Source organism: Rhodococcus koreensis (genome assembly GCF_900105905.1).
GTDB lineage: Bacteria > Actinomycetota > Actinomycetes > Mycobacteriales > Mycobacteriaceae > Rhodococcus_F > Rhodococcus_F koreensis.
Window position 1 is genome coordinate 41,801 of sequence record NZ_FNSV01000007.1, and the last position, 13,038, is coordinate 54,838.

At 65.8% G+C, this 13,038-nt stretch carries 12 protein-coding genes and 3 pseudogenes; 5 read left to right on the plus strand and 10 right to left on the minus strand.

The features are described from left to right. Window positions 1-23: 23 nt before the first annotated feature. The 4 genes from BLV94_RS46635 to BLV94_RS46650 are packed head-to-tail and all read right to left on the minus strand — an operon-like array spanning window position 24 to window position 1,865. A complete protein-coding gene (locus BLV94_RS46635) occupies window positions 24-797 on the minus strand; it encodes a sulfite exporter TauE/SafE family protein (RefSeq protein WP_072949832.1) in 774 nt (257 codons plus the stop codon). Between the two features lie 45 nt (window positions 798-842). Further along, entirely contained in the window at window positions 843-1,256 is a 414-nt protein-coding gene (locus BLV94_RS46640; RefSeq protein WP_072949831.1) for a DUF302 domain-containing protein, read from the minus strand. 60 nt (window positions 1,257-1,316) lie between these two features. Next, the gene (locus tag BLV94_RS46645) at window positions 1,317-1,565 is read right to left on the minus strand and encodes a YgaP family membrane protein (RefSeq protein WP_072949829.1); all 249 of its coding nucleotides are present in this window, start codon (window positions 1,563-1,565) and stop codon (window positions 1,317-1,319) included. A gap of 30 nt (window positions 1,566-1,595) precedes the next feature. Then, on the minus strand, window positions 1,596-1,865 hold the full coding sequence (locus tag BLV94_RS46650; RefSeq protein ID WP_072949827.1) for a metal-sensitive transcriptional regulator: 270 nt from the start codon (window positions 1,863-1,865) through the stop codon (window positions 1,596-1,598). A gap of 571 nt (window positions 1,866-2,436) precedes the next feature. On the opposite strand from BLV94_RS46650, the gene BLV94_RS46655 reads away from it, so the two are divergent. Both BLV94_RS46655 and trxA read left to right on the plus strand, forming a co-directional pair. Further along, the gene (locus BLV94_RS46655) at window positions 2,437-3,816 is read left to right on the plus strand and encodes an MBL fold metallo-hydrolase (protein ID WP_072949900.1); all 1,380 of its coding nucleotides are present in this window, start codon (window positions 2,437-2,439) and stop codon (window positions 3,814-3,816) included. A gap of 44 nt (window positions 3,817-3,860) precedes the next feature. Beyond that, the gene (trxA, locus tag BLV94_RS46660; RefSeq protein WP_072949825.1) at window positions 3,861-4,235 is read left to right on the plus strand and encodes a thioredoxin; all 375 of its coding nucleotides are present in this window, start codon (window positions 3,861-3,863) and stop codon (window positions 4,233-4,235) included. 210 nt (window positions 4,236-4,445) lie between these two features. On the opposite strand, the gene BLV94_RS46665 is transcribed toward trxA, so the two are convergent. The 3 genes from BLV94_RS46665 to BLV94_RS46675 form a co-directional block, all read right to left on the minus strand. Beyond that, window positions 4,446-4,835, minus strand: coding sequence for a hypothetical protein (locus BLV94_RS46665; RefSeq protein ID WP_083395997.1), 390 nt, complete (start codon window positions 4,833-4,835; stop codon window positions 4,446-4,448). Beyond that, window positions 4,832-6,136 (minus strand): site-specific integrase, encoded by a 1,305-nt coding sequence (locus tag BLV94_RS46670; protein WP_072949823.1) that lies wholly within the window; start codon window positions 6,134-6,136, stop codon window positions 4,832-4,834. The genes BLV94_RS46665 and BLV94_RS46670 overlap by 4 nt, the downstream gene beginning before the upstream one ends. 108 nt (window positions 6,137-6,244) lie before the next feature. Further along, window positions 6,245-7,126, minus strand: coding sequence for a hypothetical protein (locus tag BLV94_RS46675; protein WP_167372259.1), 882 nt, complete (start codon window positions 7,124-7,126; stop codon window positions 6,245-6,247). Here BLV94_RS46675 and BLV94_RS46680 point away from each other — a divergent pair. From BLV94_RS46680 to BLV94_RS46685, 3 pseudogenes are all read left to right on the plus strand, one after another. Further along, window positions 7,064-7,639: pseudogene (locus tag BLV94_RS46680) on the plus strand (rhodanese-like domain-containing protein); the annotation flags it as partial. The gene BLV94_RS46675 and the pseudogene BLV94_RS46680 overlap by 63 nt on opposite strands. Window positions 7,640-7,818: 179 nt before the next feature. Next, a pseudogene (locus BLV94_RS51355) lies at window positions 7,819-8,012 on the plus strand (IS110 family transposase); the annotation flags it as partial. Window positions 8,013-8,562: 550 nt separating this feature from the next. Continuing rightward, window positions 8,563-9,688: pseudogene (locus BLV94_RS46685) on the plus strand (IS110 family RNA-guided transposase); the annotation flags it as partial. Window positions 9,689-9,876: 188 nt separating this feature from the next. Here the strand turns inward: BLV94_RS46685 and BLV94_RS46690 are convergent. The 3 genes from BLV94_RS46690 to BLV94_RS46700 are packed head-to-tail and all read right to left on the minus strand — an operon-like array spanning window position 9,877 to window position 12,934. After that, window positions 9,877-10,776 carry a tyrosine-type recombinase/integrase gene (locus BLV94_RS46690; protein WP_244163946.1) on the minus strand — a complete coding sequence of 300 codons (900 nt, stop codon included), beginning with the start codon at window positions 10,774-10,776 and terminating at the stop codon, window positions 9,877-9,879. Further along, on the minus strand, window positions 10,773-11,729 hold the full coding sequence (locus tag BLV94_RS46695; RefSeq protein ID WP_072951715.1) for a tyrosine-type recombinase/integrase: 957 nt from the start codon (window positions 11,727-11,729) through the stop codon (window positions 10,773-10,775). Before BLV94_RS46695 ends, BLV94_RS46690 begins: the two co-directional genes overlap by 4 nt. Further along, window positions 11,726-12,934 carry a site-specific integrase gene (locus BLV94_RS46700; RefSeq protein ID WP_072951713.1) on the minus strand — a complete coding sequence of 403 codons (1,209 nt, stop codon included), beginning with the start codon at window positions 12,932-12,934 and terminating at the stop codon, window positions 11,726-11,728. The genes BLV94_RS46695 and BLV94_RS46700 overlap by 4 nt, the downstream gene beginning before the upstream one ends. Window positions 12,935-13,038: the final 104 nt, after the last annotated feature.

Consider the following 13,038-nt stretch of genomic DNA (forward strand, 5'->3'; position numbering starts at 1 on the left):
CGGTGCTGCGGTCGGCCGTCGCGTCAGCGGAGGAGAATCGTGTCGACCAGCACATACGCGGCGACGACGAAAACGAGATAGGCGAACCAGCGCTGCAGTCGGTCCGTGTCGACCTTGGTGCCGAAATGACCGGCGATCAGGGACCCGGCGATAGCGGTGCCCGCGAACGCGGCGGTGATCACCCAGTCGATGCTCGCCCCGCTCAGGTGCGAGAGCAGGCCGGCCGCCGAGTTCGCGACGATGATGACCAGCGAGGTACCGATCGCGACCGACATCTCCAGGCCGAGCATCAGCACCAGGGCGGGGATGATCAGAAAGCCGCCGCCGACACCGAACAGGCCGGTCAGAAAGCCCACTGTGGCTCCGGCTGGGATGGATCGGGGGGCGCAGCGGCGCCAGTCGATCCCCGAGTCCCCGACCTCGCAGGCGGTGCCGGTGTCCCCCCGGTCCATCAGCATCCGGACCCCGGCGGCGACCATCACGGCGGCGAAACCGACCATGACCACCGCTTGCGGCAGCAGGCGCCCGACCGCGCTGCCGGCGAAGGTGGCGGGAATGCCGCAGGCGGCGAATACCCCGGCCATGCGCCAATTCACCTGGTGCTCGCGAATTTTCGGGATGGCTCCGACGAGAGAAGCGACACCGATCACCAGTAGGGAGATCGGAATGGCCTGTTCGAGGTCGAGACCGAGGCCGAAGACCAGGGCCGGGACGGCGAGGATTGATCCGCCGCCGCCGAGGAGTCCGAGCAGGACACCGATGATCGCCCCGAGCGCGAGTGCGACCGTTATGTCCACATAACTCCTTACGCCACCAACCTATGTGTGCAGGGTCGGGTCTGGTTACCGGTTGCCGCTGTCCCGGGAGAGGGTTTCGATGGCGGCCTGCAACGCGGCGGTGGCGTCGTCGGCGACCGCTCCGAGGCCGGGTTGGTCGGCGACCTGGATCATCACCTGCGGGTTCATCGCGTCGATCAGCACCGTGCCCGGATCGGTGGGGTCGGCGCGGACGACGACGTTGCAGGGCAACAGCAGTCCGATCTGCCGGTCCACGGTGACCGCCCGGTGCGCGAGCGGCGGATTGCAGGCACCGAGGATCAGATAGTCCTCCATGTCTTCACCGAGTTTCGCCTTCAGGGTGGCCTTCATGTCGATCTCGGTGAGGATCCCGAAACCCTGATCGGCCAGGGCTTGACGGGTGCGGTCCACCGCGTCGGCAAATGAGGTGTGCAGGGTGGTCGACAATGCGAGCGTCATGAGCGTGCTCTGCCTTTCTCTCGGAGAAGACCGATGGGATCGGTCGGTTAGCTGCGCCGGTCATCGCCCCGATGGGGCGGGACCCGGCGCAGCGAGGCGCGGTACGCCGAGGCGGTGCAGCAGCAGGCTTGCCGGGCACCATCCCACCGCACCGAACAGCAGCAGGTTGGCGCCGACGAAGGCGGTGAGCAACAGCCACCACGACGAGAACGCCAGTGTGGGCGCGATGCTCGCGAGCACCATGACTCCGGCCAGCAACGGGACCACCCGCTCGACCGTCCAGCTGCGAGCATGGAGTGTGTCGGTCATGGTCGCCTTTCCTGTCGGTTGATCGGTTTCTCAGGCGAGGGCGAGGAAGAGCTTCTCGAGTTCGCCTTCGGTCATCGGTTCCTTGCCCTCGGCGGTGTCGCCGGTGAGGCATTCGCGCAGGCCGGTCGCGACGATCTTGAACCCCGCCTTGTCCAGGGCCCGGGAGACCGCGGCGAGCTGAGTGACGACGTCCTTGCAGTCGCGTCCCTGCTCGATCATGGCGATCACCCCCGCGAGCTGCCCGTGTGCACGGCGGAGCCGATTGAGTACCAACGCAATGCTGTCTTCGTCGCCGACCATGGCGGGTTCCTTTCCTAGACCTCTCACCACTTTACCCCCGGGGGTATCTTCGGGCGGGTAGTGGCGTGTGCGCTTTGGCCCCCAGGTACGTGCCCGTCGACGTACTCCCACCGGCTCGCGCACATCCACGACGGGAACTCCGTCGGGCCCAGCGCACGGCGAATTTCACCGAGGTCTGTCTCACGCATCCTCAACTCCTTGATGCCCTAGGGGGTATATCCCCTTCGCCGACTACTGTACCCCCGGGGGTATGTCGGGACGCAAGCTCCTCTCCTCCAAGGCTGGGGGCAGCGGGGCGCCGAGGGGCCGAGGGACCGAGGGACCGAGGGGCCGAGGGCCGACTGAAAATGGGCGTTGCCGTGGGTGTCTCACGCAGGCGGCCGGACGGGAGCGGGTGGGGAGTTGAACCGGGGATCGGGCCTGAGTCGGGTGGCGACTTCCGCCGTCGAATAACTCCACGGACAGAGGTGCCGAGATCGGATAGATACCCCAGGGGGTACTTGCCATACCCTGGGGGGTATATGGCAAGGTTGTTCTTGCCGAGGACGACATCGACCCGATGGAGGAACGCATGATTCTCGAGCAGTACTACATCGAGTGCCTGTCGCACGCGTCATACCTGATCGGTGACGAGAGCACCGGCCGAGCAGTGGTGGTCGATCCGCGCCGGGACATCGGCGAGTACCTGGACGACGCCGGCAAGCACGGGTTGCGCATCGAGGGTGTGATCAACACCCACTTCCACGCGGACTTCGTCTCCGGCCACCTCGAATTGGTCGAGGCAACCGGGGCGTGGATCGGGTTCGGCGAGGCCGCCGAGACCGACTACCCGATCCGCCGCCTACGCGACGGCGAGCAGATCCGCCTCGGCGAGGTCGAGCTTGAGATCCTGTCGACCCCGGGACACACCTGGGAGTCGATCTCGGTGCTGGTGCGCGAGCGGGCGGGAGTGACCCCGACCGCGGTGCTGACCGGCGACTCGTTGTTCATCGGCGACGTGGGCCGGCCGGACCTGGTCAACCTCGGCCACGGATCCACCACCGACCTGGCCCGAGCGATGTACCGCACGGTGCACGAGAAGCTGCTGACCCTGCCCGACCAGGTCACCGTCATGCCCGCCCACGGCGCCGGCTCGTCCTGCGGGAAGAACCTCTCGACCGAGCTGACCTCCACTATCGGGGAGCAGCGCGCCACCAATCCGTCGGTGCAGCCGATGAGCGAGGACGCCTTCGTCGCGCTGGTCACCGAAGGCCAACCCGCGGCGCCGTCCTACTTCTCGGTCGACGCCGCGATGAACAAGCGGGTCCACCCTCTCCTCGCCCAAGACCGGGCCATCCCCGAACTCTCGCCGGAGCGGGTGCGCGCCGAACTCGTCGCCGGCACCCGGCTGGTCGACGCGCGCAGCGTGGACGACTTCGCAGCCGGGCATCTGCACGGCTCGGTCAATGTCGGGTTCGACGGCCGGTTCGCCGAAACCGGCGGGATGGTCGCCGAAGTGGGCGAGAAGCTGGTGCTGATCACCTACCCGGGCGAGGAGCAGGACGCGGCGGTGCGGCTGGCGCGGATCGGCTCGGACGATACGCTCGGTTACCTCACCGTCGGCCGCGACGGACTTTTTCCCGCCGAGCTGGCGGATCTCGTGCAGGTGGCGCGTCGCACTACCGTCGACGAGCTCGACGCGCTGCTCCCCGCCGATGCGGTGACCCTGGTCGACATCCGCAATCCGGGCGAGCGGGAATTCGGGACGATTCCGGGGGCCGTGCCGATTCCGTTGGCACAGTTGCGCACCCGGCTGGAGCAGGTACCCACCGGCAAGCCGATCGTGGTGCACTGCGCCGGTGGCTGGCGGTCGAGTGTGGCCGCGTCGCTGCTGCGGGCGCAGGGCTTCGAGAACGTGTCCGACCTGCTCGGCGGCTACAACGCCTGGGCCGAGGCTCACGTCCCCGCCTGATCGTTCAGGCCACACGCAGTCCCGATCGACAAGGAGCCCAACCGATGGCAACGAAAAATCTCACCCTCGTGGACTTCGAGTCCACGATCGCCGACAGCGACATCGTGCTTGTCGACTTCTGGGCCTCCTGGTGCGGACCCTGCCGCGCCTTCGCCCCGGTGTTCGAGAAGTCCTCGGCTATGTATCCAGATATCGTGCACGCGAAGGTCGACACCGAAGCCGAGCACCAACTCGCCGCCATGGCGAACATCCGGTCGATCCCCACCATCGTGGCCTTCCGCGAAGGCGTGCTCGTCTACTCCCAGCCAGGCATGCTGCCTGCGCCCGCCCTCGACGACCTGATTGGCCAGGTGAAGGCCCTCGACATGGCTCGGGTCCACGCGACGGTCGCCGAACGACGCGCAGTTGCCGGCGCCTGACCAGACCCGTTTACCCGAGCCCCGTACTCGTACCCAGGAGGATCCCCGTGTGTTACCCCGTCACCTGCCCGAACTGCGGCAACACCGGCTGGGGCGGCTGCGGCCGACACGTAGACGCTGTCATGCGCTCTGTGCCTACCGCCGATCGCTGCACCTGCGGTCAGGACACCGCCCCGGTCCAGGAACAGCGTCGCACCCTGCGTTCATTCTTCAGCCGCTGACCGCGGGCCGAACGGTCGGCTGGGTGAGTCGCGGCAGAGGTTGTCGTTCTCGATGGTCAGCACGTGCAACGCGCGAGCGAACGTTTCGCTGGTCCAGGCGGCAGCGGTCCCGTTCGTCTCGCAGCGACTGGTTGGTCTTCTGCAGGGCGGCGATCTGCTCGCGGAGCTTGACCTCGTTGTCGGGGACGCCGTCGCGGGTTCGTCGCTGCGTGTAGAAGAGATCCTTGAGGTCGGTGTGCTTGCGGGTCAGCTTGTTTCGTTTCACCCCGGCTTCTTGCGCGAGGCTGACGATGTCGAGCTTGCCGGACGAGCGCAGCGGTGTTCCGGCGAACAGTCGTTGCATGGCCGCGGTGATGGCACGCCGGTCGTCATCGGTCAACGTCGGTCTCCTCGCGGTTCGTGATACGGGTCCGCTCGTGCTGCTCGACGAGCTTGTCCAGGTTGGGCTGCTCGTTGACCGAGGCGTTCGCGCAGCGGCATCGGGGTGGCCGGCTCGACGATTTCTTCGCGGAGCCGGGCGATCTCGCTGCGCAGTGCGGCGATGTGGGTGTCGGTGCGCGCGATGTTCGCGCAGGCCGGATCGCACCGGTCGATCGCCGGGGATTTCGATCGCCCTGCTGGATGGGTACGGTCCGGGTGGCAGAGCGCTTTGGCTGGATCGTAGTTGCAGGCGAGGAACGCCTCCGGGTTGTCGTAGACGTGGAATTGCGGGACGGCGAGCAGTGCGCGCGCCTGCTTGGGTGTCAGGAACATGCCCTCGAATCGGTTCCGGGCTCCGGTGGCGGCGCTGATCAGGCGGCGGGCGGCGGGTCCGGAGACGTGTTCGCCGCGGTGGAGGCGGTCGGCGACGGTGTCGAGGTAGTCGGCCATGGCGCGGGCGGTTTCGATGTCGAGGATCCGGCGTAGTCCGTCGCGGGCTCGTCCGGCGTAGCCGTCGGTGACCGTGGAGGCGCGCAGGTGTCCGTACTGCACCGCGAGCGCGACGCGGCCGCCGGGCAGGCGGGCGATGTGCCAGGCGAGGGTGCGCCGGAAGCGGTTGACGTGAACCGGGTCGTCGGGGATGCGTTCGTCGGGGCGGGTGCGGGCCGTGTAGTCGTTCAGCCATGTGGTGAAGGCCGAGATCCGCGCGTTGGCGCCCTGACAGGTCAGTGCCTCTCCACGCCGCTTCCGGGAGCCCGACGTGGTCGAGGCCCAGGCAGTTTTCACGGGGAACAACAACGGCCCATCCGCCATTCGCTCGAGCACGCGTACCGCGCGGACCACCGGCGCGATCGCGGTCCAGGGCGTGTCCCGGGGAAGCCCACCGACCACATGCTTGCCGTCGCCGTCGCGGGCGCCCTTGAAGTAGTTGCCGTGGATTTGGTAGCCGTGGGGGCGCGGGTCGTCGGGTCCGGGTTCCGGGCAACACCCGACCCGCAGTTCGAGCGCTTCACCGGGTCTCATCCCGGTCAGGTACAAGATGACGATCAGGCAGGCGGTGGACAGTCGGTGCATGAGCTGCGGGGCCTCGTGGAAGGTGATGTGCTCGAGCCACGCTCGCCCGTCCAGGCGCCCCCGAATGGGGCTGTCCAGCGGTGCCTCGCCTGCCACGGGCAGGTGCGGTCCGTAGGCCCGAACGGCGGAGCTGGCCTGCTCCTTGCTGGCGTTCGCACGTCCCGCGAGGTAGGAGACCGCGAGCATCGGGCGAACCGGGATACGGAGTCGGCGTCGTAGGTGTCGGGCAGTCGATGCGGATCGAGGAAGGGATCGGCGTCGTGTACCAGCCGGGGTTCGATGCGTCCGCGGTGGTCATGCGTCGAAGGTCCTGCGGAGCAGCCGGTCGATGGTCGTGCGGTCTGCATCGGTGACCCGGGCGCGGGCGTCGGATCGTTCGACTGCGGTGGTGTGGGTGTCCAACAGCGCGGAGATCCGCTCGAAGTGCTGCTGCCACTGCCGGTCCCATACGGTGGTGTCCAGGACGGCGTGCAGTTCGGTCATCCCGTCGTGCAGGTGGACCAGGCGCGGCAGATGCCGTCGGGTGGCGACCGCGTTCGGGCAGGCCAAGCACAGTAGGAACGACGCGGTGCACGGTAGGCCGGGGTCGTTGTGTGGGCTGTGGGTGAAATCGGCGCAGGCCGCGGTGGCGGTGTCGAGGTCGCCTCGTTGGATGGCAGCCGCGAGTTCGGGATCGTCGGACAACTCGACCAAGGTCTCGGCGTCGGTGCCGAGGACGAGCCGCATCGCACCGAGGAGGTGGGCGTGCTCGGCGGCGTCGGTGAGTCCCTGGGTGATCGTCTCGCCGGCGGCGTCTCGGCTGGCCGGATCCCGCAGCATGTAGACCGTGTCGTGTGTCTGGTGGGCGTTCTGGGCGGGTTCCTTGCGGATCAGCACCTGCACTGTGCGCCGCAACCGGCGCAGGCTCACCGATTCGGTCCCGACCTCCACGTTTTTGGCGATGCCGAACGCGAATTCCTGTCCGCGGCGGGACGGACACGCGGTGCGGTAGAACAGCAGCTGGTCAGTGGGCCGGCCGAGTACCGCCAGGGTCTGCCGGGCCGGTTCGGTGGCTTCGATGACGTTGCGCAGCAGCCGTCCCGGACTGCCCGGGCCGTTGTCGACGAGATTGGCCGCATCGAGGAAGGGGAATGGGTGGTGGACCTGCGTGAGCGCACCGCCTTCGCCGCTGGCCACCTCGGCGGCACCCTCGGCTTCGAGCTGTCGGACTCGTTCGTCACCTACCTCGGCTGGCTCTACCGGTGGGGTGCACCCTTGACCCTGATCGGCGAGAACGAAAACCAGGTCACCGACGCCCGCCGCGAATTGGTCCGCATCGGGATCGACGACCTCACCGGCGCTGCGGTCGGCGAAATCCGCACCCTCGTCGCCGGCACCGAACTGCGCTCCCACCGGGTGGCCGACTTCCCCGGCCTCGCGAAGGCACTACGCGAGAAGGACATCACCGTGCTCGACGTCCGCCAACGCAACGAGCACGCCGAGAGCCACATCGACGGAGCGATCAACATTCCCCTCCACGAACTCCTCGGCCGTATGGGCGAGATACCTACCGGTGAGGTCTGGGTGCACTGCGCCTCCGGCTACCGCGCCTCCGTCGCCGCGTCGATGATCGACCGGCCCGAACGCACCACCCTGCTGATCAACGACGACTACGACAACGCGAAGGACACCGACATCATCAGGCCTTAGGCATCCGAATATCAAGGGGCGCTGAGTGTTTTCGGAAGACCGGAGGCCACTTCCATCTTCACCCGTGGAATCGGGGCTCGGAACGCTGGAAGCAACTCCTGGCGACCACGCCCTGATGCGCGCCGACCATACATACACCGGTGACAACCGTCCCGTGTGCACGTGGGGGCCTGCCTCGGTACATATGGACCTTCGCCGCACTGACCGCCTCGCCCACGCCAGAGCGCGCTACGACCGCCGCCGCGACGCCGGAGACGGGCACGCCGCAGCCCTACGCAACCTGTTCAGCAAATTCCTCGGACAACTACACCACTGCCTGGCCACCTGCCAACGCTACGACCCCAACCACGCATTCCCACCATCGAGTCCATAGCGACCGCAGCATAGCGACCCGCGAACCACAAACTGCGGCAGAAGATTTGCGGAATTGCAGCCATCGGGCGTCTGACCCGACTCGACGCGAAAGAGACTGTGGAACAACCCGACACAGTGGTCGGACAATCACCCACGACCGCACCCTATTCACTACCGCACAACGAAACTCAGCACCGGACCATTAGTCGATCGGTGAATCCGAGATTAGTTCGCCAGGGCCGCTGCGCTCCGCCGTGGTGAGGGAAAATGCGGCGGTCGGTCACCGTCCGTTCGTGCTTCGCCGGTGATCGTCACGGTCGCAGTCTGGTGGGGTCGGTGCTGGTTGGGGGATACTTGAGGGGTGTTTCGGTCGACCTCGGATTCTCTAGGGTGCCGGTGAGCCTGTGGATTAGTTTGGTGGCGGAGGGCACAGTTCGTCGTCCGCGGGAACCGTGGTCTGTTGCCTTCGAGCACGAGTGTCAGAGTCCTGTTTCTATCCCCGCCCTCCCCGGAACACGCACCCATACAACCAGATACGTATCGGGCCCAGCCCGGGATCGGTGGCGGTGATGGACGTGGTGCACCCGCGATGCGCGGGAATCGACATCTCCAAGAAGGACGCGAAGGTGTGCGTGCGGATCCAGGGCCGCGGCAACAGACGCACCTCCTCCACGGTGACGACGTGGGGCGCGATGACCAACCAGATCCTCGCCCTGCGCGAGCACCTACTCGAGCGGAAGGTCACCTGCGTGGTGATGGAAGCCACCAGCAACTACTGGCGCCCGTTCTACTACCTGCTCGAGGAACTCCTCGAGGTGATGCTGGTCAACGCCCATGACGTCAGGACCGTGCCCGGCCGCAAGAGCGATGTCTCCGATGCCGCCTGGCTGGCCGATCTCGGGGCGCACGGGTTGGTCAGGGCCTCGTTCGTGCCACCGGAACCGATTCGTGTGCTGCGCGATCTCACCCGCGCCCGCACCATGATCACCCACGAGCGGACCCGGGAGATCCAACGACTCGAAAAGCTGCTCGAGGACACGGGGATCAAACTGTCTTCCGTCGCCACCGATGTCACCGGGGTCTCCGGGCGGTTGATGCTCGAGGCGCTCATCGACGGCCGTAACGATCCGGTCCAACTTTCCCAGTTGGCCAAGGGACGACTGCGGTCGAAGATTCCGGTGTTGACCGAGGCCCTGACCGGGCATTTCAGCGCCCACCACGCGTTCATGACCCGGCTGTTCCCAGGCCGGATCGACGCCCACACCGCCGACATCGACAAGCTGTCGGCCCGCATCGACGAGGCCATGGCACCTTTTCGGCCGGCCCGGGACCTGCTGATCAGCATCCCGGGCTTCTCGACGACCGTCGCCGAGATATTCATCGCCGAGACCGGCGGTGACATGCGGGTGTTCCCCACCGCCGGGCATCTGGCGTCGTGGGCGGGCGCCGCACCGGGGTCCAACGAGTCGGCCGGTCGGGTGAAATCCACGAAGACCCGGCCCGGAAACCGGTATCTCAAGGGCGCCCTCGCCCGCCGCCGCCCTCGCCGTCTCCCGCTCCAAGGGAACCTATTTCTCGGCGAAGTTCCGGCGCATCGCCGCGCATCGGGGGCCGATGAAGGCAGTCGTGGCGGTGGAGCACGCGATGCTCGTCGCCGCCTGGAACATGCTCACCCACGGTGACTTCTACCGTGATTACGCCGAGGTTTTCGTTAAGCCGAGGGGTCCGGGTTGAGTCTGGTCAGTTGCCTGTTTATGTTGGATTCTTCGGCTTAACGATTCAGGTTCATCGCAGGCTGTAGAGGGCCTGCAGTGTGTCTTCGGTGAGGTGGTGTTCGGCGGGGTCGCCGGGTGTTGGGGTGGCGGCGTCGATGGCGGCGCGCATCATGTCGATGGTGGCGAATGCGTAGAAGGCCGCGGTTGTCGAGACGTTTTCTGGTAGAGGTCCATGGCCTTGGTTTTGCGCAGCATGTGGCAGTGGATCCTGGCCGGCATTGTGGGGCAGGTTGTTCGGGCGGTCTCTGCGGCTTGTTTGAGGACTGCCGCGATGGTGTCGGCCGATAGGGCGACGGGATGGCCGTCGCGGAAGCTGTAGAACAGCGGACGGGTCGCGGGCTGGCTCGCGGTGTTCGGGTGGAATTCTTTCTGATAGACGCGTAGGTGCTCGATCGTCTTGTCGGTCAGGGGCACGATTCGGGTCTTGTCACGTTTCCCGGTGAGCGTGAGGTGCCCTGGCTTGGTCAGCGACAGGTCGGCCAGTGTGAGAGTGGTGATTTCGCTGACCCGGGCGGCGGTGTCGTAGAGCAGGATCAGGAGCATCCGGTTGCGGCGTGATTTTGCGGTGCGCCCGGTGAATGCGGCCAGGATGGCACGCGTCTGGTTTTCGGTGAGATATTCGATCGGTATTTTCGGGGCTGCAGGCGCCTTGAGGGTTCGTGCCGCCTGGTTCAGTGCCATGAGGCTGACGTCCTCGGCGGCGGCATAGGCGAGAAACGCCTTGACGGCGCTGATCCGCAGGGTGACGGTCCGCGCTGAATATTGTTTGTCGTCGGCGAGCCAGATCATCCAAGCTTTCAGATGTGTTCGGTCGAAGTGATCGAAGCTGACACGTGCGCGGTCGATGTGTTCGTGGTCAGTGAGGAAGGTAAGGAAGCATTCCAAGCTGATCCGATAGGCCTCGACTGTTTTCGGTGAGAGTCTGCGGACTGTGGGCATGTATGTGTGCAGGAAGCCACGCGCGAATGTGTAGAAGTCCGGCGCACCGGTTGTGGTGTTGTGTTTCATTCGAATCCGACCTCCGGGAGCAGCGAGCCGGCGCCATCGGTGAGGTGCCCGTAGGCGTCCATGAAGTCGGGCGAGGTGTGAATGTAGTAGTAGGTCGACTCGACCGTTGCGTGACCCATGTAGGTCGACAGATAAGGCAACATCGCGCCGACGTCGATGCCGTCGGCCATCCATCGTTCGATGTTGGCGTAGGCGAAATAGTGCCGGAAATCGTAGGGCCGGGGACGCTGTCCGCTCGCCGGTCGCGGCAGGCCGGCGCCGTCCCAGATCCGGTTGAACATCACCCCGACCGTAGCGGCGGTGACCGGATGACCGGTCGAGGAGGTGAAGAACGTTTCCCGCCCGGCACCAATAGTCGATCTCGAGGCGTCGTCGCACGCGGCCAGCACGTCGGCGACATCGCTGGTGATCGGCAGTCTGCGGCTGCGTCTGCCTTTGGACCAGATCACGTCGATGTGCCGGCCCGGCAGGTCCACCTGCTCGACCAGCAAGCGGCGGACCTCGCAGGTGCGCAGCCCCGACGAGTGCATCAGAGTGAAGAATGCGCTCGCCTGCCACCGCCACGGCGATGCCGTGTTCAGCCGTACCGCGGCGGTGAAGAACGCGTCGATCTCCTCGGCAGTGAGCAGGTAGGGACGGGCGGGCACGACCGCGGCCTTCCATCTGTCGGAGAGTACGTAGGCGTCTGTGTTCCCATTGGCGCGCAGAAAGCGGCCGAGGTCGCGGATGTATGACATCCACGACCGGTACCGACCTGAGGTGGCCAATTGCGCTGTCACCCAAGCCTCGACGGTCTCCTGGTCGAATGAGGTCCGCGCGTGCTCGGCGCAATAAGAGTCGAACTTCTTCAGATACCAGATCCGCGAGGAACCGTCGAAGCCCATAGCTCTTTTGAACTCGATGTACTCGGCCAACTGCATAGCGAACACGCTGGTGAATCCGTGGCCGTTCATGGCCGTGCGCTTTGCGGCACCGGCAGCACGCACCGGAGCAGCCGTTCGTCATCGATATTCATGTACTGCTTGGTCGATTCCTCGCTGGCGTGACCGAGCACCGCGGCGATGGTAGGCAACGGGGTCGCGGCCCGCAGCATCCGAGACGCGGCGTTATGCCGCAGAAGACGGGTTCCACCCTTGACATCGGTCACCTCGGCAGCGGTGAACACCGCCGCAGTCACCCGGTGGATCGAGGCGTGATCACGAAGCCGAACATGCGGCGCCACCCGGCGCACGAACAGGTGATCGTCTTGTGTTTCGGGCCGCTCGTGCACAACATAGTCGGCGAGCATCGAGGTGAGAACGTCGATCAGCGGGACGGTGAGCGGATTGCCCGTCTTTTGCTGCACGAGCCGGATCGTCTGCCCCTGCCAGTCGATATCGCCCAGTCGCAACGCAATGATGTCGCAAGCCCGAAGCCCGGTCGACAGTGCCAGCAAGGTGATTGCGGCATCGCGAACGCCCACGCCGCCGGACGTGCACGCGGCGATGATCCGCCGATGATCGTCGTCATCGAGGACCGGCACTATCGGATGGGGTCGTTTCACTCCCGCCAGATTGACCGCGTCGATCAGATCTTCCCGGCCCAGGAAGGTCAGGAACGGGCGAAGGTTCGACACCGCACAGAACAGCGACGTTTTCGCCCACCTCGGTGACAACGAACCCAGGAACTCCAAAACGGTGCCACCGTCGGCATCATCGAGATCGACGGTCCCTCTCGATTCGAGAAAGCACAGGTAGCTGCGGGACATCCGGCCATAGGCCTCACGCGTTGCCGCAGCCAAACCGCGTTCAGCCATGTCCGATTCCCACGAATCAGTAAGCACCACAAACTTACCCGATGTCGGCCGCGGACCACCACCGCCGCGACTACGCATCGACAGGTCGACCCGTCCGGTGGTCACGTAGGAGTCGAACAGGGCCACCAGTCGTTGGTAGTCGAACCTGCGTTGCGCGCTGAACCGTCCCGTGCGCGGGCTGGTCGTCATCGACGCGAAGCCGGCACCCAACGCTGGCGTGTAGACATTTGCGCCGCGTCGCCTCGCATATTCGGTGAGCGCCTTGATGGACTTTCCGTACTGCCCTATCGTCGATTCCATGTAGCCGACCGAACGCAACTCGGCAACAACAACCGCACCGATCCTGGTGATCGTCGTATCCATCGCCGTCTCCTTCCCATAGGGGCATGGACACGACAAACGTAAGCCAGGTGAGCATTCGTTAAACCGAAGGAATATTCATAACATCTAAGCAGCTCAGACAGACT

Excerpts from the sequence above, each read along its gene's own strand:
- BLV94_RS46700 (WP_072951713.1), bottom strand. The coding sequence starts at position 12,934 with ATGGATACGACGATCACCAGGATCGGTGCGGTTGTTGTTGCCGAGTTG.
- BLV94_RS46655 (WP_072949900.1), top strand. The coding sequence starts at position 2,437 with ATGATTCTCGAGCAGTACTACATCGAGTGCCTGTCGCACGCGTCATAC.
- BLV94_RS46670 (WP_072949823.1), bottom strand. The coding sequence starts at position 6,136 with ATGCTCGCGGTCTCCTACCTCGCGGGACGTGCGAACGCCAGCAAGGAG.
- BLV94_RS46650 (WP_072949827.1), bottom strand. The coding sequence starts at position 1,865 with ATGGTCGGCGACGAAGACAGCATTGCGTTGGTACTCAATCGGCTCCGC.
- BLV94_RS46690 (WP_244163946.1), bottom strand. The coding sequence starts at position 10,776 with ATGAAACACAACACCACAACCGGTGCGCCGGACTTCTACACATTCGCG.
- BLV94_RS46645 (WP_072949829.1), bottom strand. The coding sequence starts at position 1,565 with ATGACCGACACACTCCATGCTCGCAGCTGGACGGTCGAGCGGGTGGTC.
- BLV94_RS46695 (WP_072951715.1), bottom strand. The coding sequence starts at position 11,729 with ATGAACGGCCACGGATTCACCAGCGTGTTCGCTATGCAGTTGGCCGAG.
- BLV94_RS46640 (WP_072949831.1), bottom strand. The coding sequence starts at position 1,256 with ATGACGCTCGCATTGTCGACCACCCTGCACACCTCATTTGCCGACGCG.
- trxA (WP_072949825.1), top strand. The coding sequence starts at position 3,861 with ATGGCAACGAAAAATCTCACCCTCGTGGACTTCGAGTCCACGATCGCC.